Source organism: Ruegeria sp. CDSC068, from assembly GCF_059610545.1.
On record NZ_JBXWNV010000010.1, the window covers coordinates 127,675 to 153,432 of the forward strand.

A 25,758-nucleotide genomic window follows, 5' to 3' on the forward strand; every position below is an offset into this window, starting at 1 on the left:
ACGGGCCCCGTTCGTGGCGACCCGATACAGTTCACATGGGTAGCAATTTGATCGAGTTCAACCCCCGCCCGAGCTGATGAATTTCGCGCCGGAATTCGACTTGCCGGACCCGACCTGCAACCGGCGGATCGTTGCCTGTGGACGCGGCGCATCGCGTCGCAGGTCCGCCTTTAGTTCGGCAACGATTCCAGATAGTTCCATGCCAAATCCTACTTTCTGATACCCGTTGGACGCGACTGCGGAAACCACAGACAGAATCTGCCAACGCGGGCCGTTTTTGGCAAGTAAGGCAGAACCTGAGGACCCAAAGGTGATATCGCAGTTGAAAGTTATCAATCCCTGGTTTCGATCTAATATCCGACAGGACCTTTCACGTGTAATCGCCTCGGACCGGCCGCGCCCGTATGAGGCCAGGCTGACCTCATTTCCCGAGACCCTACCCTGATGCAGGGCAAAAGGATCGGCGATGGAATATGGGATTGGCTCGTCCAGACGCATCAGAGCCACATCAACCTTCACCCGCGGTGCCGACACCGGGCCGTTTGCCACGAAATCCGGGTGCGCCGCGATTTGAATTACCTTGCGGTCGGCTAATGCGTCCTCACCGCTTAACCCCGCCCGAAAAGTCACCATTCCCGGCGGGTACGGTTCGCCGGTGGCCTTGTCCAACGCACAGTGCGCAGCGGTCAAAACCAGATCCTGCGCAATCAGGGTGCCTGTGCAAAACCCGTCATCGCCGATGTCCAGACGTCCAACCGCCTCCCACCCATAAAGGTCATCGCGGTCCGTCAGTTTACGCTTGGCGGTCTGGGCGTAAGTTGCAGAAGCGGAAATTGAAAGAAACAAAAGAAAATTCAGAAAAAAGCGACTCATGGTTTTATGAACCTTGCTCCAATATTGCGGCGTGTCCCTCCTTGGGAGGAAGATACGCCAAATCCGCGGCCAGCCGACAACTCTGCCTGCAGCAGCTCCAATGAATCTTCGACCGCGGTGCCGACGGCCACGCGCTGCCCGTTGAATTCGGCCTTGGCTGCGACGACCGAAACGATGCGCGGCCGGTCCCCTTCAAAGGAAAAGACCGGTGCGCCCGACGACCCGAACTCGACGTCACAGGACAACACCAAAACGTTGGATGTGCGCGTCATGACCGAGCACACTTCCTGCAACGAGGGAGCCTCGGCCCGGTCCCGCGCGTAGGACACGACCCCCACTTCGGCACCTCGGGCCGGACGGTCTCCGGTCTCGAACGGAATTACGCTCGTATTGCGGATCGGTTGCCACAGCTCGATCAGCGCGATGTCATTGTATAGCCGCGAGGCCGTTGCCTCGGTGCTGTATTCGTAGTCCGGATGAACAACAGCGCGACGTGCGGCCCGATAGGCCGACGCACGCCCAAGACGCCAGGCGGCCAGAAACTCGACCTCTGCCAGGTCGATCCGCTGACCAGTTACCTTATCGAACAGACAATGGGCAGCCGTCAAAACCTGGGTCGGAGAAATCAGTGTCCCGGTGCAAAACCCGGCGCCGTCCTTGATATCCAGGCGCCCGACCGCCATCCACGCGCGCCCCGCATCGGTGGTGTCCAGGCTTTTCAACCCGGTATCCTGGGCTGCGGCGGACAACGGCGTCAAAGCCAGCGCCAATGCTGTGATCCAGTTTCGCAAATGGCACTCCGGCTTTGCTGTTGACGTATTTTCCTACGTCTCCGGTGCGGCAAAAATAGGGCGATGACGCCCGCGTCCGATTAACAGGGCGAGTGGTGCGCTGTTGCATCAGCATGGTCTATCTAAGGACCGGAACCTCAGGTTTGGCTGGTTCACGCAAGGCCCGCGGCACCGGCCCGCCGGTTGCCCAATCCAAAAGCTCGACCGTGTGCAGCACGGGAATGTCCGTGCCAGAGCCGATCTGCATCATGCATCCGATATTGCCCGCCGCGATCACGTCCGGCTTTTTGGCTTCCAGCGTTTTGACCTTGCGGTCCTTCAGCTTGCCCGAAATCTCGGGCTGCATCAGGCTGTAAGTTCCCGCGCTGCCGCAGCACAGATGACTATCTGTAGGCTCTAACACAGCAAAACCGGCCTGTTTCAGCAGAGTTTTGGGATGAGCTTTGATCTTTTGACCGTGCTGCAAAGAACAAGCTGCATGATATGCAACGGTCAGGCCCCTTTCTTCACCTTCAGGCAGTTCCAGCTGGATCAGCAGTTCGCTGATATCCATTGCAATCGATGACACCCGCGCCGCGTCTTCGATTATGGGATCGTTGCGAAACATATGGCCATAATCCTTGACCGTCGTGCCGCAGCCCGAGGTGTTGATGACAATGGCGTCCAGCCCGTCGCCGTGCATTTCTGCGGTCCAGGCCCTGATGTTGGCCTTTGCGGCCTCATGGCTTTCGCGGGTCTTGCCCATGTGATGGGTCAGCGCGCCGCAGCACCCTGCCCCTTCAGCCACGACGACCTCGCATCCCACCCTGGTCAAAAGTCGAATAGTTGCGTCGTTAATGTCAGTATTCAAAGTTTTTTGCGCACAACCCGTCATCAGAGCAACGCGCTTGCGCTGCGGTCCCTTGGCCGGAAATCTCTGCGGGTCGTCATTGCGACTAACGGGCGGGATATGTTTGGGTGCCATGTCCAGCATGGCACGCAACCGGGCATCAGGCATCAGAAAGCGGAATGGCCGCCCGAGCTTCGCCCCGATCAAAGCCCAGCGGAACCGCATCGGATAAGGCAGGATCTGAGCCAACACCCAACGCAGCGCTCGATCCGAGAAGGGGCGTTTGTAGTTCTCTTCGATGTATTCCCGCGCGTGGTCGACCAGATGCATATAGTGCACCCCCGATGGGCATGTGGTCATACAGGCCAGGCAAGACAGGCAGCGGTCGATATGCTTGACCGTTTTCTCATCCGGCACACGCTCGTTTTCCAGCATGTCCTTGATCAGGTAAATGCGCCCCCGTGGACTATCCAACTCGTCCCCCAGCACCTGATATGTCGGGCATGTGGCTGTGCAAAACCCACAATGGACGCAGTTTCGCAGGATTTCATTTGATCTTTGGATCGCGGGATCTTGCAACTGCTTTTCGGTGAACGTCGTCTGCATCGGCTTACCCCATCAACCCCGGATTAAACAAACCGCGGGGGTCGAATCTTTGACGAATACCCTTGGTTAGAGCCGCAATACCATGCGCCTCCGGTTGAAAACGCCCCAGTTCGGCCAGTGTTTCGAACCCTGCTCGCACGATGTTTGCGTGACCGTCAAACGCGCCTAATTGCGCCCGCAGATCAGTTCCAATCGGCACCAAGGCCCAGATCAACCCGCCACCCCAATCAAACAACGTCCGATCTGCCGGGATGCGCGCAACGATGTCCGGCGCATCCGAGGGTTTGACCGAAATGCGCCAGACATCACCGCTTTGTTCGTGGAGACCGGCTGCGTCACGCAGGTCGGCCCACAATGTTCCGGGCTGCTCAAGTTCGGCAACCTCGCCGAAACCAGACAGTAGGGATTTCAGTTGATCCGATCGGTATGTCACCGAACTCGCAAATCCTTCGAGGCGCAGTAAGGCGTTTCCCATATCCGGGTCGTACGCTGCTCCGCTAACTTCAAAAGGGGATTTCAATGCGGCGGACAGCGCTGCAACTGCGGTGGTCACACCAGATACCTGAACAGACAGCGTTGCGGCGACTTCGGGCTTTGGCAGTACCTTCAACGACACTTCGGTCAAAACTCCCAGAGTGCCCCAAGATCCCGCCATTAGTTTGACCAGATCATAGCCGGTAACGTTCTTCATGACCCGACCGCCATTCTTGACGACCTGCCCCATGCCATCGACATAGCGCACGCCCAGCAGAAAATCGCGGCATGCCCCTGCCTGTACCCGCCGGGGCCCAGATATGTTGGCCGCCACAGCACCGCCTATGGTCGGTGTGCCACTGGTTCCCAGCAGTCCCCGGTGATCCATCGGCTCAAAGGCCAATTGCTGACCTTCAGCGTCCAATGCGGCCTCAATCTCTCCAATCGGCGTGCCGGCCTTCGCCACCAGCGTCAGCGCGCCGGGTTCATACAGCGTGATCCCGGTCAGCCCGCTGGTTTGAATCGCCATGTCCGGCCCCGCGACGCCACGCGTACCGCCACCAGTAATGCGCACTGGTTCATCTAACCCGGCCACCATCTCGGCCAGTTCGGCTTCTGTCTTTGGATTCATGGGTATTCTTCTTTGTTAGAGCCGTTTTTAAGCAGCGATGCGCCGGGATTTAGACGCCTGCAATGGGAACACCTTGGCGGGGTTCAGCAACCACTTTGGATCGAACACGTCCTTTACGGCCATTTGCGCCTCAAGGTCCGCAGGCGCGTATTGGTGGGACATCAGATCGCGCTTTTCGATCCCAACGCCGTGCTCACCTGTCAGGCAGCCACCCACATCTACGCAAAGCTTCAGGATATCAGCTCCGAACGCCTCGCATTTCTCAAGATCACCGGGTTTGTTGGCATCGAACAGGATCAACGGGTGCATGTTGCCATCGCCTGCATGAAACACGTTGCCGACCGGCAAGCCGTATTCTTCGCTCATTTCGCCAATCCGGCGCAGCACTTCCGGCAAGGACGACACCGGGATCGTGCCGTCCAGACACATGTAGTCGTTCAACTGCCCCATCGCACCAAAGGCCGACTTGCGCCCCAACCAGATTTTCGCGCTTTCTTCGGCCGACTGGCTTTCGCGCAGTTCGACCGGATTGTGGCGCTTGGCGATTTCGATGATCTTGGACAACTGATAGTCCATCTCGGCCTCGGACCCTTCGACCTCGACAATCAGCAAAGCGGTGCAATCAGGGTAGCCTGCATGGGCGAAGTTTTCGCAGGCTTTGATGCACAGGGTATCCATGAATTCTATCGCCACCGGCAGGATGCCCGACTTGATAATGTCCGAGACGCATTCCCCGGCAACCTCGTTGTCATCAAACCCCATCAGCACGGGTCGCGCGCCCTCGGGTTTGCGCAGGATACGCAGCGTGGCTTCAGTCACCACGCCCAACTGCCCTTCAGACCCGCAGATGACTCCCAACAGGTCCAAGCCGCCAGAGTCCAGATGCGCGCCGCCAATCTCGACCACGTTGCCATCCATCAGCACCATCTTTACGCCCAACAGGTTGTTGGTGGTCACGCCGTATTTCAGACAATGCGCCCCGCCGGAGTTCATGGCGATGTTCCCAGCAATGGCACAGGCGAGCTGTGAGGACGGATCTGGCGCATAGAAGAAGTCGTCTTCCTCGACCGCTCCGGTCACGCTCAGGTTCGTACGGCCTGATTGAACGCGAATGAAGCGGTTGTCATAGTCGACCTCCAGCACCTCGTTCATCCGGGCGACTCCAAGGATGACGCAATCCGCCGTTGGCAATGCGCCACCTGCCAAGGAAGTACCCGACCCGCGCGGAACCACTGGAACGCCTTCCTCGTTGCAGATGCGTAGAACGTCCGAGACCTCTTGCGTGGTCGACGGCAGCACCGCCAGCATCGGAGGGCACCTATACGCCGTCAGTGCGTCGCATTCATAAGCACGTGTCTCGGACGGCTCGTGAATAACCGCCTCTTCGGGCAAAACTTGCAACAAACGTTGAAGAACCACGGCCTTGCGGCGCAGAACGTCAGGATTTGGCGTTGGCATTTCCATGGCTGATCCTCCATTTGGTAAAATAATATTACCAATTTCTCCATCTGGCAAGTTCTCATGTCTGGCCCTAAGGTCGCCGCATGACGTGGATTGATCGGGCACAACTTTTTTCACCGCTGGACTATGCGGCAATTGCCGTGCTGCTAATTGCTTGGCTCTGGATCGGGTGGCGGATCGAAAATCCCTCCCCTAACAAGAGTTCTGTCACGATGATGATGGATGACTATCGTCGAGAGTGGATGCGGGAAATGGTCACTCGGCAGCCCCGAATGTTCGATGCGCAGGTGGTCGCGGCGATGCGGCAGGGCAGCACATTCTTCGCCTCGACTACGATGATCGCTGTCGGGGGCGGTTTGGCTTTGCTGGGCAATACCGAACGCCTTGCCGGCGTCGCCAATGATCTGGCCATCGGCAGCGCACCGGCCATGGTGTGGGAGATCAAGATTCTGATCATCATCCTTTTTCTGGCCAATGCATTCCTGAAATATGTCTGGGCGCACCGGTTGTTTGGCTATTGCGCGGTTCTGATGGCCTCGGTGCCCAACGAACCGTCAGACCCACAAGCCTATCCGCGCGCAGCACAAGCGGCCGAGATTTGCGTCACCGCGGCGCGCAGCTTTAACCGCGGCTTGCGCGTGACTTATTTTGCCCTGGCATCCGTTGCCTGGATACTTGGGCCTGTGGCGCTGTTACTGGGCACGGCGATCACGTTTGGTGTCCTATACCGGCGCGAGTTTGCGTCGCATTCCCGGCTGGTCCTGCTGTCCCAACCGGGCGACACGGATTCGTGATCGCGAAGCCGACGGACACAGCCTAGGATCGCCACATGCGGTATATGATTCTCAGCCTTCTTCTCGCCAGCCCGGCGCTTGCCGACCCTTCTGTGATTGAAAAAGTGGCGGCCAGCCAAAGCGGTGACACGTGGCGATTCGACGTGACGATCCGCCATCCCGATACCGGGTGGGATCACTATGCTGATGGCTGGCGCGTTCTGGACATGGACGGCAATGAACTGGGCATGCGCGTATTGCATCATCCACATGAGAACGAGCAGCCCTTTACACGCTCACTATCCGGGGTGGCGATTCCAGATGGCGTGTCTCAGGTTCAGATTCAGGCGCGGTGCAGTGTCGATGGCTGGGGTGACGAGACGACGTTGGTCACACTGAACTGATCTTCAGAACACACCCAGCGCCAGACCCGCACCCAACGCAGCCCCAATATCACGGCACTCATCCAGTTGGTTTTGCGGGATGGTCTTTTCGGCCAGAATAGCCTCGGGCGTTTGCGCATGGGTACAGATGATTAGCGGCGACTGAACCTCTTTCAAGCGCCAACCAGTGGCGATCCGCGCAGTTTGGCGGGCCGCATTCTCGCCATCAGACCCGGCACAGATCATCTGGGCATAGGGCCGTCCTTCGATCTTGCCCAGCACAGGATAGTAGCAGCGATCAAAGAACTCTTTCATCAAACCTGAAATCGCGGCCAGATTCTCGGGCGCGCAGAAGATAAACCCATCCGCGGCCAGCAAATCCTCAGGGGTCGCCTGATCTGCAGTTTTCAGAACCGTTTCCGCTTCGTCCCGCGCTCCAGCCGCGGCGGCTTGGGCCATTTGACGGGCTCCGCCAGTGCGCGAATGGTAGACAATCAGAAGCTGCGCCATGTCAAACCCGGTGATAGGGACCGCCCGACAGGATGGTCGCGGCCCGGTAAAGTTGCTCGGCCAGCATCACACGGACCAGCATATGCGGCCAGACCATCGACCCGAATGAGATGGAAAAATCGGCCTCGGCCCGCAGATCAGGGTCTATTCCGTCCGCACCGCCAATGATCAATGCCAGATCCTGCCGCCCGGCATCGCGCCAGCCACCCAGTTTCTTGGCAAAATCAGGCGAGGACATCACCCGCCCGCGTTCATCCAGTGTGCAGATCACCGCGCCCTTGGGCAGGGCCTTGCGCAGCAACGCGGCCTCGGCGCCCATGCCTGCGTTTTTCTTGTCTTCGACCTCAACAACGCGCGCAGGACCAAGGCCCAGCGCGCGGCCGGTCCGGTCAAATCGGGTCAGATAATCGTCAAGCAGGGTCTTCTCCGGTCCGGCACGCAATCGCCCGACCGCACAAATGCTTATACGCATATTTCTCTCGCCTCCGGCCTGTTAATGCAGGCCGGGATGGCGCCTCAGTTGGCTGAGGCGCTGCCGCCCTGAGGCAGCCACATCTTTTCCAGCTGATAGAATTCACGCACTTCGGGGCGGAAGATATGGACGATCACGTCGCCCGTATCGATCAGCACCCAGTCGCCGGCATCCTTGCCTTCGACCTTCGAGGTGAAACCGAATTCCTGCTTGATGCGATCCGTCAGCTTTTCCGCCATGGCCGAGACCTGACGTGTCGAACGCCCGGACGCAATGACCATGTGATCCGCGACAGACGACTTGCCTTGCAGGTTGATCTGCACGACATCTTCGGCCTTGTCATCGGAAAGTGAGGAAAGGATACGCTCAAGCAGCTTGTCGCTGATTGACTGAGAGTGGGCCACTACATTGGCCCCATCATCGGCGGGCAAACCCGCCTGTGTATGTAGAGACAGGACATAGTCCTCCTTTGTTGCGCGCCGCCAAACCCCGGCGCAGGGGTACTAATAAGGTAACAAGGGGAATGCAACATTTCAATGAACGGGCGCTTTAGGGGCCGCACAGGCGCTCACTCTTTGGCGATCTGTTGCGAGTCTGCGCCGTCGGGCAGCAGCCGAACCTCGCGCTGAGGGAAAGGAATCGATATCCCCTCGGCTTTGAAAGCGTCCCAAAGGGCGAGGTAAACATTGCCCCTGATATTGGTAAGCCCCTTGGTCGGATCGCTGATCCAGAACCGCAGCACATAGTCCACGCTGCTGTCGCCGAACCCGGTTATATGGCAGACCGGCTCATGTGAACCGCCGCTGAGAACACGTTTCACCGATTTAACTGCCCGGATCGCGGTTGCGCGCACCTGATGCGGGTCGTCGTCGTAGCTGGTGCCAAAATCCAGATCCAGACGCACATAACGGTCCGAATGCGACCAGTTCACCACCTGATTGGTGATCAAGTCTTCGTTCGGGATCAGGTATTCACGCCCATCCCGCGTGACCACCGATACATACCGCGCGCCCAGCGCGTTGATCCATCCGAATGTGTCACCCAACGAGATCACGTCGCCCGGTTTGATCGAGCGGTCCATCAGGATGATGATCCCGGAAATCAGGTTCGACACAACCTTTTGAAGACCAAAACCGATGCCCACGCCGATCGCGCCTGACAACAGCGCGATGCCAGTCAGATCAAACCCAAGCGTGCGGATGGCCGCCATAAAGACAGCTCCGTACAGCAGAACTTGAATGCCTTTGGCCAACAGAACCTGCATCGAAGGCGTGATGTCGTCGTTCCTCTGCAATCCCCGCTCGGCCGTGCGGGTCCCGATGCGGGCCAATGTCAACAGCACGCCGATCAGCAATACGGCCTTGAGAATCCCCAGCGCCGAGATGTGCAGATCACCAATGGAAATCGCCACGCCGTCCAGAAACTCGGCCACATCATCGGTCAGATTCAGCGCAACCAGCGTTGCATAGACCCACATTGCCCATTTGAAGATCCGCCGCAGCGTACGGTTGCGGACAAGTCGCGCCACCAGCGCGATCGCCAGCCAAGCGGCGGCCAATGTCGCGATCACGCCGATAATGTAACTGTGCGACGGCCAGGTCACATTCTGCATGAACAGGTACAGCGTCCAGGACAACAAAACGAAATAGACCAGCGTTAGGCGCTGCATCAATTGAACCAGAGTGCGCAGCCGCCATTTGGGCCAGCCGGTGCGAGCACGTGCCCAGGTTTCCCACCGGTTTTGCGTAACCAGTTTGAGCACATATGCCAAAGCCCACAGGGCGAGGATGATGATCAACTGGTGCCGCCGCCAACCCGGCGTAACGATCAGATCGGCAAGTTTGCCGAACTGCACGGAAAACCCCGCGACCATGTTTTCATAGAGTTCCGACAGCGAGCTGGGGATCAGGTCTTGGTTCATACAGGTCTCCTGACCCGCAGCTTGGACAGCAACTCGGGGTGATGCAAGCCCGAGGCCGGATTGAACCTTGATTGACGGGCACACGCGATATATCTGAGGCGCATGAGAGTCTATTTGGCCCCTGCTCCGACACTGCAAGACCGCACGCGCCTGCGTGAACGGTTCTTTGGGGCCGCCCGCACGGTTCTGGCCCGCCTATAAGCGGCGCCCAGCCACTCGCCAGCTATTTCTCATTACATACGGGAGAGGACCGATGTCCCCCAAAACACTCTATGACAAGATCTGGGATGCCCATGTCGCGCACGAAGCCGATGATGGAACCTGCCTGCTTTATATCGACCGCCATCTGGTGCACGAAGTCACCAGCCCGCAAGCCTTTGAAGGGCTTCGTATGGCGGGTCGTCCGGTGCGCGCACCGGAAAAGACCATCGCCGTGCCGGATCACAACGTTCCGACTACTGCGGATCGCGTAAACGGGATCGAAAACCCCGAATCGCGTATTCAGGTCGAAGCACTGGATAAGAACGCCAAGGATTTTGGTATTCACTATTACCCGGTGAATGACGTTCGTCAGGGCATCGTGCACATCGTCGGCCCCGAACAGGGCTGGACCCTGCCTGGCATGACCGTTGTTTGTGGTGACAGCCACACGGCCACCCACGGTGCGTTTGGCGCATTGGCCCACGGCATCGGCACGTCCGAGGTTGAACATGTTCTGGCCACGCAGACTCTGATCCAGAAGAAATCCAAGAACATGAAGGTGGAAATCACCGGCAAATTGCAGCCGGGTGTGACCGCCAAGGATATTACTCTGGCTGTCATTGGTGAGACCGGCACTGCCGGTGGAACCGGCTATGTCATCGAATATTGCGGCGAAGCGATCCGCGATCTGTCGATGGAAGGCCGCATGACCGTTTGCAATATGGCGATCGAAGGCGGTGCACGTGCGGGCCTGATCGCGCCGGACGAGATCACCTATGAATATGTCAAAGGCCGTCCACACGCGCCGAAAGGTGCCCAGTGGGAAGCCGCTCTGACATGGTGGAAAACGCTGTTTACCGACGATGACGCGCATTTCGACAAGGTCATCACCCTGCGTGGCGAAGACATCGCGCCTGTCGTGACCTGGGGCACCAGCCCCGAGGATGTTCTGCCGATCACCGCAACTGTACCGAACCCCGAAGATTTCGAAGGTGGCAAGGTCGACGCAGCCCGCCGCTCGATCGAGTACATGGGTCTGGAAGTTGGTCAAAAGCTGAGCGATGTCGAGATCGACACGGTGTTTATCGGATCCTGCACAAATGGCCGCATCGAAGACCTGCGCGCCGCGGCCGAGATCCTGAAGGGCAAAAAGGTCAAGGACGGCATGCGTGCCATGGTCGTGCCAGGTTCGGGCCTGGTTCGGGCGCAGGCCGAAGAAGAAGGTCTGGCCGAGATTTTCAAGGATGCCGGTTTCGAATGGCGTCTGGCAGGATGTTCAATGTGTCTGGCGATGAACCCTGACCAGCTGCAGCCGGGCGAACGCTGTGCAGCGACCTCAAACCGCAACTTCGAAGGCCGTCAGGGCCGGGGCGGACGTACCCATTTGCTGAGCCCTGCAATGGCTGCCGCTGCGGCAATCACAGGACGGCTGACAGACGTGCGTGAATTGATGTAAGGTCCCATCACATCTAGATATTTGAGGGATTGAAAACATGAGTGACTGGGTCAAATGGCTCCTACTGGGGCTTCTGTCCATAGCGTTCGGTATCTTTGTACTGGGCGCGCCAGTTGTGGCGTCTGTCGCCGTGACGGTGGTAACCGGTGTGTTGCTGCTGATCTCGGGCGCGCTGCAAGTTGTTGGCGGCTTTACGGTTGAAGGTACCGGCAACAAAATTCTGTCACTCATCATGGGTGCGGTGATGCTGTTTCTGGGCTGGTCCTTTCTGGATCACCCGCTGCAGGGAACCCTGACACTGGCAACCGTGATGCTGATCCTGTTCATGGCAGGCGGCATCGCGCGGGTCATTCTGTCGTTCCAGATGAAAGGAACACAGTTTTTCTGGCCCACGATGATCTCGGGCATCTTGTCGATCGTCCTCGCGGGCATCATCTGGACATATGTGGGAAGCGATCCTCAGGTGCTGCTGAGCATTCTGGGTATCTTCCTGGGCATTGAGATGCTGTTCAACGGGTTCGGCCTGGTCTTTATGGCGTTCTTCATCCGGAACGCACCCAACGACGCAACAACAGAAGCGAAACAAGCTTAAACGCGGGACACGGGCGCGGCCCTCTCTCGCAGGAGTGTAGACATGGAAAAGTTCGACAAAGTCCACGGGGTGGCCGCCCCAATGCCGCTGATCAATATCGACACCGATATGATCATCCCGAAAGTGCACCTGAAAACCATCAAACGGTCCGGCCTTGGTGTCGTGCTGTTTGATGAGATGCGCTATCATGAACATGGCGGCGAAAATGAAGATTTCGTGCTGAACAAACCCGCCTATCGTCAGACAGAGATTCTGGTTGCCGGTGACAATTTCGGCTGCGGCTCGTCGCGCGAACACGCGCCCTGGGCGATCAAGGATTTCGGCATCAAGGTTGTGATCTCGACCAGCTTTGCCGACATCTTCTTTAACAACTGCTTCAAGAACGGCATTCTGCCTATCGTGGTCGAAGAAGAACACCACGCGATCCTGATGGAAGATGCGCATAAAGGCGAAAACGCCCGCATGACCGTGCATCTGGAAGATCAGCAGATCACCACCTCGGATGGCGTTGTGATCGAGTTCAGTGTCGACCCACATCGCAAGCATTGCCTGCTGAATGGTTTGGACGATATCGGCCTGACGATGGAAAAAGATCACCACATCGACAAATTCGAGGATCACGCAAGCCAGGCCCGCCCCTGGGTGTGATTCCAAGAACGAATCTGTGGATACTCAACCTATCGGGGTCGCCTGGGCGACCCCTTTCGCGTTCTTGGGGTTATTGACCCGGCAACCACAACATGTGGTATTCCCCCTCTGATACACGCCGAATTTGCGACGGAAATGATGCAAAGGCGCACCAGTTTCGCCATCTTTTTGCCTGAAATTCCGTGTTTTCTGCAGCTTGGCTTGAGCGGATTGCCGCTTATCGTCAGTGTTGGCGATAATAGAGGCACCCGTCGAATAATAATTATCGGGCACAAGTTGGGACGAAACCGTCAAAGAAGCGGTCAATCCGGTTTGAAAGGGTTTGGATAGTGATTGCGCGCACAACAGGGGCGGCGATTCGGGGATTATTGGTCGCACTTTTGGTGCTGACGCCCGCGTTGTACCTGCCTGTAACGTCTACGAATGGGACCGAGATTGTCGTCTTTCTCGCCATTCTCGCGTTTTTCCTGACATTCGCTGAATACAACTCCTCCTTTCCCAGCTTTATCGAATTCCGCGATGCGCCACCTGTGAACCGTTTGCGCTTTGTCGGCCTGATGTCGATGGTCACGTTCCTGACGTTGATCTGCAAAAACGCATATACGCCGACCGGCCTAACGACAGTTTTCTATTCCTTCGGCGTGGGCGTCGCGAATGTGGTCGACTTTCCCTACTCGCCAGTACGGCTGATCATCCTGATGCTGCCGACTGATGCAAGCGCCCCCCTGATCGAACTTGTCCGTATTTCTGCCAGCGTCGCGTATGTCGCTGCTTTGGTGACGATCGCCAGCTTTGCCTATGCGGTGAAAGTGCGCGGCTGGCCGACCGGAAATGGCGCCTTCAATGTCTGGACCAATCTTCCGCTGTTCGACCCCACCAAAGGCGGCGACGTAGTTACGCGCCTGCAGCGCGACGGTCGGCTGAACATTTGCATCGGTATTCTGCTGCCATTCCTGATCCCGGCGCTGATCAAACTGCTGACTGACTATGCCGATCCGATCTCACTGAGCAATCCTCAGACCCTGATCTGGACGCTCAGCGCCTGGGCCTTCCTACCGGCCAGTATGATCATGCGTGGCATGGCGACCCTGCGCATTGCCAATCTGATCGTCGAAAAACGGCGCGCCTATTCCACAGCCGAGTCTACGCAGACCGCATGATCCGCATCCTGATCCTGCTGCTGTTGCCCGTTGTGGCACAGGCAGACACGATCCGTATTGCCACCTACAACACAGAGCTCAGCCGCGATGGTCCGGGATTGCTGTTGCGGGATATTCACCGCGGTGATGATCAGGTGATGGCGGTTGTTGCCGTTTTGGCGGACACCCGCCCCGATATCATTGCGTTGCAGGGGATCGACTGGGATTTCGAGGGGCTGGCGCTGGCGGCGCTGGCAAATCGGTTGCGCGAGGCCGGATTGGATTACCCCTACACTTTCGCAGCCCAACCAAATTCCGGCCTGGAAACGGATCTTGATCTGGACGGAGATGGTCGCACCAACGGCCCCGGCGACGCGCAAGGCTGGGGTCGGTTCACCGGTCAGGGCGGGCTGGCCGTGATGTCCCGCTATCCCATCGCTTCGGATCAGATTCAGGACCTGTCCGACCTGCTATGGCTGGATCTGCCCGGCGCTGAACTGCCTCAACATGACGCAAGCCCCTACCCATCAGAACCGGCGCAGAACGTACAGCGGCTTTCATCCGTGGCGCATTGGATTGTGCCCATTGAAACTCCGGCAGGGCAGCTGGATTTGATGACCTTCCACGCCGCGCCTCCGGTGTTTGACGGGCTAGAGGATCGCAATGGACTGAGGAACAAGGACGAGATCCGCCTTTGGTCAGCTGTGATGGATGGGGCAGTCGGGCGCAAGCCCGATCGTCTGTTTGTCATCGCGGGTGACGCCAATCTGGACCCAGCGCGAGGTGATGGACGCAAAGAAGCGATCCGAGAGTTTTTGAACGACCCCCGCCTTCAGGACCCTTCACCCGAAGACCCCTCAGGCGATTTGACAACGGTGGTCTGGAAAACGGTTGGTCCAATGCGGGTCGATTACGTCCTGCCATCGGCCCAATGGCAGGTGGTGGATTCCGGGGTGCACTGGCCCGCCGCGGGCTCCGAGGAACGCGAAACCGCCGAAAGCGCCAGCCGTCACCGGCTGATCTGGGTCGACCTGACACTGCCTCGCTGATACGGCACTTTGCGCCATGATCTGGCCTACAAGGCAGACCTGACGCAATTTTCAGACGCTAACGGAAACAAACCTGTATTTTCCTTGCCGTCAGGCGGGATCGTCTCATTGACCCGATGCCGCGCAGGCGCTAGGGCCTGTGCTGTAAAACGCAAGGAGATCCTTCATGTCCAACCCCTCGCTCCTCATCCTGCCCGGAGACGGAATTGGCCCCGAAGTCATGGCCGAAGTGCGCAGAGTCATCGACTGGTTCGGTGCGAAACGCGGCCTGGAATTCGACGTGAGCGAGGATCTGGTCGGCGGTGCCGCGTATGATGCGCATGGCAAGCCCCTGTCGGACGAGACGATGGCCAAAGCGCAAGAGGTTGACGCGGTTCTGCTGGGTGCTGTTGGCGGCCCGAAATACGACGATCTGGATTTCAGCCTCAAGCCCGAGCGCGGCTTGCTGCGCCTGCGCAAAGAGATGGACCTGTATTCCAACCTGCGCCCGGCACAGTGTTTTGACGCGTTGGCCGATTTCTCGTCGCTGAAGAAAGACATCGTTGCCGGCCTCGATATCATGATCGTGCGCGAGTTGACTTCGGGCGTCTATTTCGGCGAGCCGCGCGGCATCTTCGAGGAAGGCAATGAACGTGTTGGCATCAACACCCAGCGCTATACCGAATCTGAGATCGAACGCGCCGCGCGCTCAGCCTTTGAACTGGCAATGCGCCGGAACAAAAAGGTCTGCTCGATGGAGAAAGCCAACGTCATGGAATCGGGCATCCTGTGGCGCGAAGTTGTGAACCGTGTGGCCAAGGATTACCCCGAGGTCGAGCTGAGCCATATGTATGCCGACAATGGCGCGATGCAGTTGGTGCGTGCGCCCAAACAGTTCGACGTCATCCTGACAGACAACCTGTTCGGCGACATCCTGTCGGATTGCGCGGCGATGCTAACCGGCTCGCTGGGAATGCTACCGTCGGCCTCGTTGGGTGCTCCGATGGCGAATGGCCGCCCCAAGGCGATGTACGAACCGGTCCATGGTTCGGCCCCGGATATCACCGGTCAGGGCAAAGCCAACCCGATCGCCTGTATCCTCAGCTTTGCCATGGCCCTGCGCTATAGCTTTGATCAGCTTGAAGAAGCGGACCGTCTGGAAGCCGCAATCGAGAAGGTACTGGCCGACGGCGTCCGTACTGGTGATCTGCTGGCCGACGAAGGCGTCACGCCGGTTTCGACCACGGAAATGGGTGATGCGATTTTGGCCGCCCTTGACGACAGCCTCTGATCAGACGCTCATTCAATTGAAAAGGCGGTGCCCAGCGCACCGCCTTTTTTAGTTTCCACCGAAAATGTTGTTCAGCAGATTGTTGATGGCCCGGTCCAACCCGGTTTGGTTCTTACGGCGCTGTTGCTGAGGTTGCGCTGTTCTGACCGGTGGGTCCGGGGCCAGCATCGGCAACGGCGTCGGTGTCATGCCTTCGGTCACGCGCAGCATGGTTTCTTTCCAGATTTCAGCCGGCAACCCGCCTCCGGTCACACCGGATAATGGGGTGTTGTCGTCATACCCCATCCAGATGCCCGTCACGTAGTCTGCCGTAAAACCGATGAACCAAGCATCGCGGGCTGCCTGAGTCGTCCCCGTCTTTCCCGCGACCTGCCAACCGGGCAACTGAGCGCGCGCACCGGTGCCTTCGGACACGACACGCTCCATCATCCACGTCAGCTGTTTGGCGGCTTTGTCGTTGATGACCCGCTCACCAATGCCGGTTGTCGTCACCATGACCGGGGTTTGATCGCCCAACAGCTTCAATTCGGTCAGCCCATAGGGTTCCACCGCCGAGCCACCGTTCAGGATGCCGGCGTAAGCCCCCGTCATCTCGATCAGCGTGCTTTCCGACGCGCCCAGCGCCAGAGCGGGGCCTTGCGCCAGATCACTATCGATACCGAATTCGCTGGCCACCGTGCGGACATTGTCCAGCCCGGATATCTCGGCCACTCTGACCGCCGGGATGTTCAACGAGTTTTTCAACGCATCTGCCAGTGTGACGCGTCCGTAAAACTTGTTGGTGTAGTTCTTGGGACACCATTGGCCAGAGCCCGGAATGTTCACGCAGTAGGGCTCATCCACCACCGTATCCAATGGCGAATATCCCAGCTCAAGCGCGGTGGCATACACGAAGGGTTTGAACGAAGACCCTGTTTGCCGCAGCGCTTGCGTGGCGCGGTTGAATGCGCCGGACACGCGGGTCTTGCGCCCGCCAACCATGCCGCGCACGGCCCCGTCCGCCGACATCACCACGATCGCGGCCTGCGCCTTTGATCCTTCGCGGACCTTTTCTTGAAAGATGAATTGCAGCGCTTCTTCTGCTGATTTCTGGATACGTTGATCCAGCGTGGTGCGGATCACAACGTCTTCGGTCGTGTTGCGTGTAAAGAACTCGGGCCCACTGGCCATCACCCAATCGGCGAAATATCCGCCCGCCCGCGCAGCCGCGGCTTCGGACAGTTGCGCGGGATTGCTGCGCGCACTGCTTGCTTGTGCCGAGGTCAGATACCCCTGTGCCTCCATCAGGCCAACCACCAGCCGCGCCCGATCCTGCGAACGTTGAAGGTTATTCGTCGGTGCATAGCGCGTCGGTGCCACCAGCAGACCAGCCAGCATAGCAGCCTGCGACGGGCTGACCTCAGCCGCCGAAATCCCGAAATAGCGTTGGCTTGCCGCCTCGAACCCGCGCGCACCCGCGCCCAGGAAAGCCCGGTTCAGATAGATGGTCAGGATCTCGTCCTTGGAATACTTGACCTCCATCGCCATCGCATAGACCGCCTCTTTGGCCTTGCGCCAAAGCGAGCCTTGACGGCAATCGGACTCATAAGCAGCTTCGGATTCCCATTCACTGGGCTCATAAGGTACACCCAGACACAACAGCTTGGCCGTCTGCTGCGTGATGGTCGACCCACCATGCCCCGACAGCGGTCCGCGCCCTTCGCTCAGGTTGATGCGCACAGCGCTTGCGACACCGCGCGGGCTGACGCCGAAATGGCGATAGAACCGCTTGTCCTCGGTCGCGACGACGGCGTTCTTCAGATGCGGCGAGACGGTATCGGCCGTGATCACCCCACCAAATTGGTCCCCACGCCAGGCAAAGACCTTGCCGTCCCGATCCAACAGGGTCACCGACCCGCGCGCCCGACCGTCTAGCAAAGCATCGACGTCAGGCAGAGAGGAGTAGACAACCCCAACCGCCAAAGCCAACAGCATGGCAGCCACCGCGCCCACACGCCAGGTCACTCCCCAAATCAACCGCCAAATCCAACGGAACATGCGGCGAAAGAAGCCGCCGCCACCACCGGACGTCTTGCGGGTTTTCTTTCGGGCGGTTTTGCGCGTCGACGTTTTACGCGCCGTCGCCTTTTTGCCGGCGGGCTTTGTCGTCCGCTTTGTGGTCGCGGGTTTGCGCCCTTTGGAAGGGTATCTTTTGTCCGCAACAAGCGATGTCTTGCGGCGCTTGGACTCAGTCATGCTCAAACTCTGCCCGGTTATCATTTTGAGGCACCATACCCTGCCACTGGCGCGAAGTAGAGGTATGAAATTCCGCTAACCGGCCTCTAAAGTTTGCCTGATTTTTGGGCAAAAACGTTTCTTTGTGCAAAAATTGTGCACCTTCTCCCCTTTTCCCCTGCGTTCACCCGCCCTGACCGTTTCTAACAGCGGTCAGTCACGCTCTCTTTCTGCAGGTGCAAACAACCGGTCCTGCCGGACAGGAAGAGGGGAAAGACGTGAAACTGATCATTGCGACAATCAAGCCATTCAAGCTGGAGGAGGTGCGCGAGGCACTGACCGAGGCCGGCGTGCGCGGCATGATGGTGACCGAGATCAAGGGCTTCGGCTCGCAATCGGGCCACACCGAAATCTATCGTGGGGCCGAATACGCGGTGAATTTCGTGCCCAAGATCAAGCTTGAAATCGTGGTGCCCGCCACGATGGCCGACCAAATCGTCGAGACCATCACCAAAACCGCCAAGACCGGCAAAATCGGTGACGGCAAGATTTTCGTCCTTGATGTCGAGCAGGCGCTGCGCGTGCGGACCGGGGAAACGAACGAAGAGGCGCTGTAAGCGCCGCCACTCCAAAGCATTCGAGGACTGACAATGAACCTGATGAAATCTCTCATCCCAGCCGCCGCGCTAGTCGTGCTGCCGCAGATGGGTCTGGCGCAAGAGGCCGCCGAGGGCGAAGCCGCGCTGCACACCCAGTATATTTTTACCACCCTGTTGTTCCTGATGGCAGGCTTCCTTGTCTTCTTCATGGCTGCAGGATTTGCCATGCTCGAGGGCGGTCTGGTGCGTTCCAAGAACGTTGCCATGCAGATGATCAAGAACATCGCGCTGTTTTCGATTGCCGCGATCATGTACTGGCTGGTCGGCTTCAACACGATGTACCCGGGCGACTTCAATGGGTTCTTTGCTCTTGGCGGCCCGACCGTGCTTGATGCCGTGGGTGTTGCGCCCGCAGACGCGGCGTTAGATTACGCGTCTATCGGTTCGGATTTCTTCTTCCAGCTGGTCTTTGTGGCGGCAACCGCATCCATCGTGTCCGGTGCCGTGGCCGAGCGCATAAAGCTGTGGCCCTTCCTGGTCTTCGTCATCGTGCTGACTGGTATCCTCTACCCGATCTCTGGATCGTGGAAATGGGGCGGCGGCTGGCTGGATGCCATGGGCTTTTCCGACTTCGCCGGTTCGACAGTTGTGCATTCGGTCGGCGGATGGGCCGCTCTGGCGGGCTGCCTGATCCTTGGCCCCCGCATTGGCAAGTACAAAGACGGCAAAGTTCACCCGATGCCCGGTTCTAACCTGGCGCTGGCAACTCTGGGTACGTTCATCCTTTGGCTGGGTTGGTTTGGCTTCAACGGCGGCTCGCAGCTGGCGATGGGCACCGTAGGTGACGTATCCGACGTGTCCCGCATCTTTGCCAACACAAACATGGCCGCCGCATCTGGTGCTATCGCAGCCCTGATCATGACGCAGGTGTTGTACAAGAAACCTGACCTGACCATGGTGCTGAACGGCGCGCTGGCCGGCCTGGTCTCGATCACCGCAGAACCGCTTGCCCCAACCCTATTCGGAGCATTGTGGATCGGCGCTGTGGGCGGCATCATCGTGGTCTTTGCGGTTCCGATGCTGGACAAGTTCAAGATCGATGACGTAGTCGGCGCCATCCCGGTTCACCTGTTTGCCGGTATCTGGGGCACCATCGCAGTGATCTTCTACGGTGAGGCCAACTTGATCACCCAACTGACCGGTATCGTTGCTTATGGTGTGTTCACCTTTGTCGGAGCCGCAATCCTTTGGACGATCCTGAAAGCCACGGTTGGCATCCGCGTCAGCGAAGAGGACGAGATCAACGGTCTGGATATGGCGGAACTGGGTATGGAAGCTTATCCGGAATTCTCCAAGGGCTAAGGCCTAAGCCACAAAGATTGACAACTCCGGCGCAATGCCGGGGTTGTTTTGTTTGAGCGTCATCCTCGGTTACTCTGATCCCAGCCGCTCAAGGAGATACTGATATGGCCGAGGCACCCGAAACACTTGTTGGCACCAGCCTGAAATGGACCGGCGTTCATCACTCTGAACTTGGTGATTTCAAGAATCTGTCCACCCATACAGTCAGCTACGAAACAGAGACAACGTGCTATGTGACTTCCGGGGGCAAGCTAGTTGGTGAGGCCCAATACACATAAAAACGACTGGATGAGCAGATGGGTATCAGCATCTACCGGCCACACGAGTATCAGGGCCGGTCAGACGTCGTTCTGAACGCGATTTTCGATTTCCGAGCAATGAAGGATCGAGCGGTGTTAACCGCTGGCGGAGAACCGTTTGCCGTCGCGGACGGAGACATGGAATTTGTAGAAACACCGCCGCGCCCGGACAGGCCGGGCGCAACCAGTTCTTAGTTTACACGCCGACGTCGACGATCGCTTTGGCCAATATCGGCACGGTTGTCGCGTTCAGTCCGGCGACGTTCAGGCGGCTATCTCCAACCATATAGATGCCATGATCCGCGCGCAGCTTTTCGACCAGTTCCGGTGCCGCCCCCAAACGCGAGAACATGCCGCGGTGCTGGGCGACAAACCCAAAGCGATCGGACCCACTTTGGGCCTGCAGCTCGTCTGCCAGTTGTTGGCGCAAGCCCAGCATGGACAGGCGCACCTCTTCCAGCTCAGCCGCCCAGTCAGCGCGCAGGGCTTCGTCGTTCAGGATCGTCGTCACCACCCGCGCACCGTGATCTGGCGGGAACGAGTAGTTCTGACGGTTCAGGAAGGCCAGCGTGGACTGGTTCAGAGCTGTCTGCGCCGGGTCATCACTGATGGCCATCAACAGGCCGGTCCGCTCGCGGTAGACACCGAAATTCTTCGAGCAGGACGCGGCAATCAGGCAACGATTGACCGATGAGGCCACCAGGCGGGTCGCCTGCGCATCCTCTTCCAGACCGTCGCCAAAGCCCTGATAGGCGATATCGATCATTGCCACGAGGCCGCGCTCGTTGATCAGGTTCACGACCTCCTGCCACTGCACCATGTTCAGGTTGGCACCGGTCGGGTTGTGGCAGCAACCGTGCAGCAAGATCACGTCGCCCGCATTCGCGGTTTTCAGGTCCTCGATCATGCCGTCGAAATCGACGCCTCGGGTTTCACCATCGAAATACCGGTATTGGACCGTCTCCATCCCCAGATAGTTCAGGATCGACAGGTGGTTGGGCCATGTCGGGTTCGACACGAACACGCGGGCCGAGGGGTTGGCCATGCGGATCATCTCAAATGCCTGACGGCAGGCACCGGTTCCGCCGGGCGTCGCCACAGCAGCGATGTTGCCGCGTGGAACCGAGGTGCCCAGGATCAGGCCAATCATCGCATCGGCAAAAGCCGGGTCGCCTGCCAATCCGGTGTAGGCCTTCGACTCCTGCTCTTCGAGAATACGCTTTTCAGCCGCTTTCACTGCACGCATCACCGGGGTAACACCCTCGGCATTTTTGTAAACACCAACGCCTAGGTCGATTTTTTGATCGCGCGGGTCTTCGCGATACGCCTGCATCAGCGCCAGAATCTTGTCGGCAGGCTGCGGTTTGAGGTTTTCGAACATCAGTTCTCTCCGGTTGCGACGGGCAGGGTCGGGAAGGCGCCCCATTCAGCCCAGGAGCCGTCATAAAGCGAGTGGTCTTTCTTGCCGATGCGCTCAAGCGCAAGGCTGAGGATCGCGGCGGTCACACCCGACCCGCAGGATGTGATGGCCGGTTTCGACAGGTCCACACCTGCGGACTCGAAGATGGCGCGGCATTCCTCGGGGGATTTCATCGTGCCGTTCTTGTTCAGCAACGTGCCGAAGGGCACATTGCGCGACCCTGGAATACGGCCTGGGCGCAGCCCTTCGCGCGGTTCTGTCCCGGTTCCGGCAAAACGATCGGCAGAGCGTGCGTCGATAATCTCATGATCTCCGAGCTTGGCGGCGGCAGATACCTGTGTGACGTCACGGACCAGATGGTTCTGGACCCGAACGGTCATGTGGCGGTCGCGGATCACCGGCGGCAGATCTTCGATCTCATGCCCTTCGGCTTGCCACTTGGGCAGACCGCCATCCAGAACGGCGATGTTTTCCTGCCCCATCAGTCGGAACAACCACCAGACACGGGCCGCGGACATCAGGCCAGCCCCGTCATAGACAACGACCTGATGGCCATCCCCTACGCCCATCGCCCGAAGACGGGACATGAACTTTTCGACCGGAGGTGCCATATGTGGGAGGTCCGAGCGGTGGTCCGAAATGTCATCGATATCAAAGAACCGTGCGCCGGGGATATGAGCGGCATCGTATTCGGCCTTTGCGTCGCGCCCTTGCTGTGGCAGATACCATGACCCATCCAGAACCCGCAGATCCGGGTCCTTGAGATGGGCGGCAAGCCATTCGGTAGAAACGAGGGTTTTCGGATCGTCCTGCATAAAAGCCTCCCCTAAACGCGTTTGGTTTTTCCCTATACTTGGTGGGATGCTGGTTCAAGGCTGGATAACGCTAGCGCCCAAGTCGTTCTGGATTTACCGCACCCGACGCAGGCGAAAATACTGAATAATCCCGATGACGCTGATGATAATCCAGAACCCTTCGATCAGCATCGACGCCAGATTGAAGTTCTGCATCAACGAAAACACGATCAGAATCGAGCCGATCAAGTTCACCATCGGAAAAGCAAGGTCATCCGAGTTCATCATTCGCATCTGGGTGGCAAAATAAGCCGCAACTACAATCAATGCCCCGAAAGAACCGATGGCATCCACGAAGGTCAGGCTGTCAAAAAATGCGGTCATTGAAGTGTTCGGTCCTGCTCTGGAAACTCAATTGGTTGCGAATAGTGATGCATGTTGAGGAATGCCGCCCCACAATCACCGGCGCGGTACCCGTGCGGCACGTCAGCTGCGAACCGCAACCCCTGACCGGCTTGTAGTGGAACCCAGTTTCCATTGCGCAGGACGTCCAGTGTTCCGTTCAGTACAAAAACCTCTTCGGTCACGCCGGCTGCATGGGCGGGTGATTCATGACTTTGATTCGGCGACAGATCTACGTGAAATGTTTCGGCGCCCAACGCGGGATCAAAGGGGAAGACAATCTTTACCTCGATGCTGCCCGGGAAAGTTACTGTGCTAAATACGCCGGTGTCCTTTGTGTCGCGCATCGCAGCGGTGCCGATCAAAGCACTTAACGGAAGTTGGAAACCTTTTGCGATCTTCCACAAGGTCGCGATCGTCGGGCTTGATTCGCCGCGTTCAATCTGACCCAGCATGGCTTTGCTAACCCCGGTAAGTTCGGCCACTTTGGACAGGCTCAGCCCTGACGCTGCGCGAACATCCCTGAGTTTAAGTGTTAGTTCGTCCGATTCCATACCCAGGCCTTGCGATTTGTCTTGTGCGTTATAACGTACATATGATACGTGCGCTATAACGTACACACCCAATATCGCAGCTTGGGTAATAGGGAAACAGCATCATGCCAATGTACCGATCCAGAACCTCTACCCATGGCCGCAACATGGCCGGTGCCCGCGGCCTGTGGCGCGCCACCGGAATGGGTGACGACGATTTCGGCAAACCGATCATCGCTATCGTCAACTCTTTCACCCAGTTCGTGCCGGGCCACGTGCACCTGAAAGACCTGGGCCAGATGGTCGCGCGCGAGGTTGAAGCCGCTGGCGGCGTTGCGAAAGAGTTCAACACCATCGCGGTCGATGACGGTATCGCCATGGGCCATGACGGCATGCTGTATTCTCTGCCCTCGCGCGAAGTGATCGCGGATTCGGTCGAATACATGGTCAACGCCCACTGCGCTGATGCGATGGTGTGTATTTCGAACTGCGACAAGATCACCCCCGGCATGCTGATGGCCGCGATGCGCCTGAATATCCCGGCGATCTTTGTCTCGGGCGGACCGATGGAGGCCGGCAAGATCGACATCGCCGATCTGGACGCCAAGAAGATCGACCTGGTTGACGCAATGGTCGCCGCCGCAGACGACAGGTTCACCGACGAACAGGTCCAGCACATCGAAGAGAACGCCTGCCCAACCTGTGGCTCATGTTCCGGTATGTTCACCGCAAACTCGATGAACTGTCTGGCCGAGGCTCTGGGGCTGGCGCTGCCGGGCAATGGCTCGACCCTGGCCACCCATGCGGACCGCAAAGAGCTGTTCCTTGAGGCAGGTCGCCGGATCGTGGAAATCACCAAACGCCACTACGATCTGGACGAAAAAGGCTTCCTTCCGCGCGAAATCGCCACGTTCGACGCCTTTGAAAACGCGATGAGCCTGGATATCGCCATGGGCGGTTCGACCAACACGGTGTTGCACCTGCTGGCCATCGCACATGAGGGTGAAGTGCATTTCACCATGACCGATATGGACCGCCTGAGCCGTCAGGTGCCGTGTCTGTGCAAGGTCGCGCCCAATACTGAGAATGTTCATATGGAGGACGTGCACCGCGCCGGTGGCATCTTCTCGATCCTCGGTGAACTCAGCCGCGCGGGACTGCTGCACGAAGATTGCAGCACCGTGCATTCGGCGACCATGGGCGAAGCGATTGCCAATTGGGACATCAAGGTCGCCAACAACCCCGCAGCGCAGGACCTGTTCAAGGCCGCGCCCGGCGGTGTGCGCACGACGCAGGCATTCAGCCAGTCGAACCGGTACAAGGAACTGGATACCGACCGCGAAGGCGGTGTAATCCGATCCAAGGAACACGCGTTCAGTCAGGATGGCGGTCTGGCGGTCCTGTTCGGCAACATCGCGCGCGAAGGCTGTATCGTGAAAACGGCAGGCGTTGATCCCAACAGCCTGACGTTCACCGGCTCTGCCTATGTCTGCGAAAGCCAGGATCAGGCCGTGAACGACATCCTTACCGGCAAGGTCAAAGAGGGCGACGTGGTGGTGATCCGCTACGAAGGCCCGCGCGGCGGTCCGGGGATGCAGGAAATGCTCTATCCGACTTCGTACCTGAAATCCAAAGGTCTGGGCAAAGCCTGCGCCTTGCTGACCGATGGGCGTTTCTCGGGCGGCACATCGGGCCTGTCAATCGGCCACGTTTCACCTGAGGCTGCCGAGGGTGGCGAAATCGGTCTGGTAAAGCAGGGCGACAAGATTGAGATCGACATTCCAAACCGCACCATTCATCTGGCCGTGTCTGACGAAGAACTGGCCGCTCGCCGCGAAGAGCAGGACGAAAAGGGATGGGTGCCCGCCGCACCGCGCAAGCGCAAGGTGTCAACCGCGCTCAAGGCCTATGCTAAGCTGGCGACAAGTGCCGCGAAAGGTGCCGTGCGCCAAGTCTGACGAAGCGGTTTCCAAACCACCCAAACTGCAATAACTTCAAAGGTCTCGCTAGTTCGTTTAGCGAGACCTTTTTCTTTTGTATTTAACGACATCCATAG

General features: G+C 58.4%; 28 protein-coding genes. 14 read left to right on the top strand and 14 right to left on the bottom strand.

Annotation, left to right across the window (positions count from 1 at the left end):
* Window positions 1–57: 57 nt before the first annotated feature.
* The 5 genes from AC2FID_RS18830 to AC2FID_RS18850 form a co-directional block, all read right to left on the bottom strand.
* Entirely contained in the window at window positions 58–873 is an 816-nt protein-coding gene (locus tag AC2FID_RS18830) for a trypsin-like serine peptidase (RefSeq protein WP_496705902.1), read from the bottom strand.
* Complete coding sequence (locus AC2FID_RS18835) at window positions 870–1,664, bottom strand: trypsin-like serine peptidase (protein ID WP_282170867.1); 795 nt, start codon at window positions 1,662–1,664, stop codon at window positions 870–872. The genes AC2FID_RS18830 and AC2FID_RS18835 overlap by 4 nt, the downstream gene beginning before the upstream one ends.
* 118 nt (window positions 1,665–1,782) lie before the next feature.
* Window positions 1,783–3,099: a glycolate oxidase subunit GlcF gene (gene glcF / locus AC2FID_RS18840; RefSeq protein ID WP_496838157.1), complete on the bottom strand. Its 1,317-nt coding sequence runs from the start codon at window positions 3,097–3,099 to the stop codon at window positions 1,783–1,785.
* Window positions 3,100–3,103: 4 nt separating this feature from the next.
* The gene (locus AC2FID_RS18845; protein WP_496838159.1) at window positions 3,104–4,204 is read right to left on the bottom strand and encodes an FAD-binding protein; all 1,101 of its coding nucleotides are present in this window, start codon (window positions 4,202–4,204) and stop codon (window positions 3,104–3,106) included.
* A gap of 27 nt (window positions 4,205–4,231) precedes the next feature.
* Window positions 4,232–5,668, bottom strand: a complete 1,437-nt coding sequence (locus AC2FID_RS18850; protein WP_496838160.1) for an FAD-linked oxidase C-terminal domain-containing protein — start codon at window positions 5,666–5,668, stop codon at window positions 4,232–4,234.
* A gap of 80 nt (window positions 5,669–5,748) precedes the next feature.
* Between AC2FID_RS18850 and AC2FID_RS18855 the strand changes: the two genes are divergently transcribed.
* Both AC2FID_RS18855 and AC2FID_RS18860 read left to right on the top strand, forming a co-directional pair.
* A complete protein-coding gene (locus AC2FID_RS18855) occupies window positions 5,749–6,459 on the top strand; it encodes a DUF599 domain-containing protein (protein WP_058273022.1) in 711 nt (236 codons plus the stop codon).
* 35 nt (window positions 6,460–6,494) lie between these two features.
* Window positions 6,495–6,842 carry a hypothetical protein gene (locus tag AC2FID_RS18860; RefSeq protein ID WP_496723557.1) on the top strand — a complete coding sequence of 116 codons (348 nt, stop codon included), beginning with the start codon at window positions 6,495–6,497 and terminating at the stop codon, window positions 6,840–6,842.
* A 3-nt stretch (window positions 6,843–6,845) separates the two neighbouring features.
* Here the strand turns inward: AC2FID_RS18860 and AC2FID_RS18865 are convergent, their stop codons facing one another.
* The 4 genes from AC2FID_RS18865 to AC2FID_RS18880 all read right to left on the bottom strand — a co-directional run bounded on the left by AC2FID_RS18865 (window position 6,846) and on the right by AC2FID_RS18880 (window position 9,724).
* Window positions 6,846–7,331 carry a flavodoxin family protein gene (locus AC2FID_RS18865; protein WP_282170872.1) on the bottom strand — a complete coding sequence of 162 codons (486 nt, stop codon included), beginning with the start codon at window positions 7,329–7,331 and terminating at the stop codon, window positions 6,846–6,848.
* Window position 7,332: 1 nt separating this feature from the next.
* A complete protein-coding gene (rlmH, locus tag AC2FID_RS18870) occupies window positions 7,333–7,803 on the bottom strand; it encodes a 23S rRNA (pseudouridine(1915)-N(3))-methyltransferase RlmH (protein ID WP_472722409.1) in 471 nt (156 codons plus the stop codon).
* Window positions 7,804–7,847: 44 nt separating this feature from the next.
* Window positions 7,848–8,207 (bottom strand): ribosome silencing factor, encoded by a 360-nt coding sequence (rsfS, locus tag AC2FID_RS18875; RefSeq protein WP_058276550.1) that lies wholly within the window; start codon window positions 8,205–8,207, stop codon window positions 7,848–7,850.
* Window positions 8,208–8,371: 164 nt separating this feature from the next.
* Window positions 8,372–9,724, bottom strand: a complete 1,353-nt coding sequence (locus AC2FID_RS18880) for a mechanosensitive ion channel family protein (RefSeq protein WP_496838163.1) — start codon at window positions 9,722–9,724, stop codon at window positions 8,372–8,374.
* Window positions 9,725–9,826: 102 nt separating this feature from the next.
* Between AC2FID_RS18880 and AC2FID_RS18885 the strand changes: the two genes are divergently transcribed.
* The 7 genes from AC2FID_RS18885 (at window position 9,827) to leuB (ending at window position 16,079) form a co-directional block, all read left to right on the top strand.
* Entirely contained in the window at window positions 9,827–9,925 is a 99-nt protein-coding gene (locus AC2FID_RS18885) for an isopropylmalate isomerase (RefSeq protein WP_108861670.1), read from the top strand.
* A gap of 52 nt (window positions 9,926–9,977) precedes the next feature.
* A complete protein-coding gene (gene leuC / locus AC2FID_RS18890; protein ID WP_496838165.1) occupies window positions 9,978–11,381 on the top strand; it encodes a 3-isopropylmalate dehydratase large subunit in 1,404 nt (467 codons plus the stop codon).
* 37 nt (window positions 11,382–11,418) lie between these two features.
* Window positions 11,419–11,973, top strand: a complete 555-nt coding sequence (locus tag AC2FID_RS18895; RefSeq protein ID WP_109311305.1) for an HdeD family acid-resistance protein — start codon at window positions 11,419–11,421, stop codon at window positions 11,971–11,973.
* Window positions 11,974–12,015: 42 nt separating this feature from the next.
* Window positions 12,016–12,621, top strand: coding sequence for a 3-isopropylmalate dehydratase small subunit (leuD, locus tag AC2FID_RS18900; RefSeq protein WP_058273030.1), 606 nt, complete (start codon window positions 12,016–12,018; stop codon window positions 12,619–12,621).
* Between the two features lie 329 nt (window positions 12,622–12,950).
* A complete protein-coding gene (locus tag AC2FID_RS18905) occupies window positions 12,951–13,781 on the top strand; it encodes a hypothetical protein (RefSeq protein WP_282170875.1) in 831 nt (276 codons plus the stop codon).
* Entirely contained in the window at window positions 13,778–14,809 is a 1,032-nt protein-coding gene (locus AC2FID_RS18910; RefSeq protein ID WP_496838168.1) for an endonuclease/exonuclease/phosphatase family protein, read from the top strand. The genes AC2FID_RS18905 and AC2FID_RS18910 overlap by 4 nt, the downstream gene beginning before the upstream one ends.
* Window positions 14,810–14,975: 166 nt before the next feature.
* The gene (gene leuB, locus AC2FID_RS18915) at window positions 14,976–16,079 is read left to right on the top strand and encodes a 3-isopropylmalate dehydrogenase (protein ID WP_058273034.1); all 1,104 of its coding nucleotides are present in this window, start codon (window positions 14,976–14,978) and stop codon (window positions 16,077–16,079) included.
* Window positions 16,080–16,127: 48 nt separating this feature from the next.
* Here leuB and AC2FID_RS18920 read toward each other — a convergent pair whose 3' ends face one another.
* Complete coding sequence (locus AC2FID_RS18920) at window positions 16,128–18,314, bottom strand: transglycosylase domain-containing protein (RefSeq protein ID WP_496757924.1); 2,187 nt, start codon at window positions 18,312–18,314, stop codon at window positions 16,128–16,130.
* 257 nt (window positions 18,315–18,571) lie between these two features.
* Here AC2FID_RS18920 and AC2FID_RS18925 point away from each other — a divergent pair, with 257 nt between their 5' ends.
* The 4 genes from AC2FID_RS18925 to AC2FID_RS18940 all read left to right on the top strand — a co-directional run bounded on the left by AC2FID_RS18925 (window position 18,572) and on the right by AC2FID_RS18940 (window position 20,748).
* Window positions 18,572–18,910 (top strand): P-II family nitrogen regulator, encoded by a 339-nt coding sequence (locus tag AC2FID_RS18925; RefSeq protein ID WP_058273036.1) that lies wholly within the window; start codon window positions 18,572–18,574, stop codon window positions 18,908–18,910.
* A 33-nt stretch (window positions 18,911–18,943) separates the two neighbouring features.
* The gene (gene amt / locus AC2FID_RS18930) at window positions 18,944–20,254 is read left to right on the top strand and encodes an ammonium transporter (protein WP_496838171.1); all 1,311 of its coding nucleotides are present in this window, start codon (window positions 18,944–18,946) and stop codon (window positions 20,252–20,254) included.
* 104 nt (window positions 20,255–20,358) lie between these two features.
* Window positions 20,359–20,532 carry a hypothetical protein gene (locus tag AC2FID_RS18935; protein WP_496838173.1) on the top strand — a complete coding sequence of 58 codons (174 nt, stop codon included), beginning with the start codon at window positions 20,359–20,361 and terminating at the stop codon, window positions 20,530–20,532.
* An 18-nt stretch (window positions 20,533–20,550) separates the two neighbouring features.
* Window positions 20,551–20,748, top strand: a complete 198-nt coding sequence (locus tag AC2FID_RS18940; RefSeq protein ID WP_496838175.1) for a hypothetical protein — start codon at window positions 20,551–20,553, stop codon at window positions 20,746–20,748.
* 1 nt (window position 20,749) lies between these two features.
* Here the strand turns inward: AC2FID_RS18940 and AC2FID_RS18945 are convergent, their stop codons facing one another.
* The 4 genes from AC2FID_RS18945 to AC2FID_RS18960 form a co-directional block, all read right to left on the bottom strand.
* Window positions 20,750–21,934 (bottom strand): amino acid aminotransferase, encoded by a 1,185-nt coding sequence (locus AC2FID_RS18945; RefSeq protein ID WP_496838177.1) that lies wholly within the window; start codon window positions 21,932–21,934, stop codon window positions 20,750–20,752.
* A complete protein-coding gene (gene sseA / locus AC2FID_RS18950; RefSeq protein ID WP_282120955.1) occupies window positions 21,934–22,788 on the bottom strand; it encodes a 3-mercaptopyruvate sulfurtransferase in 855 nt (284 codons plus the stop codon). The genes AC2FID_RS18945 and sseA overlap by 1 nt, the downstream gene beginning before the upstream one ends.
* A 93-nt stretch (window positions 22,789–22,881) precedes the next feature.
* Window positions 22,882–23,151: a CBU_0592 family membrane protein gene (locus tag AC2FID_RS18955; RefSeq protein WP_282120956.1), complete on the bottom strand. Its 270-nt coding sequence runs from the start codon at window positions 23,149–23,151 to the stop codon at window positions 22,882–22,884.
* Window positions 23,148–23,723, bottom strand: a complete 576-nt coding sequence (locus AC2FID_RS18960) for a helix-turn-helix domain-containing protein (RefSeq protein WP_282120957.1) — start codon at window positions 23,721–23,723, stop codon at window positions 23,148–23,150. Before AC2FID_RS18960 ends, AC2FID_RS18955 begins: the two co-directional genes overlap by 4 nt.
* A 104-nt stretch (window positions 23,724–23,827) precedes the next feature.
* Here AC2FID_RS18960 and ilvD point away from each other — a divergent pair, with 104 nt between their 5' ends.
* A complete protein-coding gene (gene ilvD / locus AC2FID_RS18965) occupies window positions 23,828–25,660 on the top strand; it encodes a dihydroxy-acid dehydratase (RefSeq protein ID WP_108861683.1) in 1,833 nt (610 codons plus the stop codon).
* Window positions 25,661–25,758: the final 98 nt, after the last annotated feature.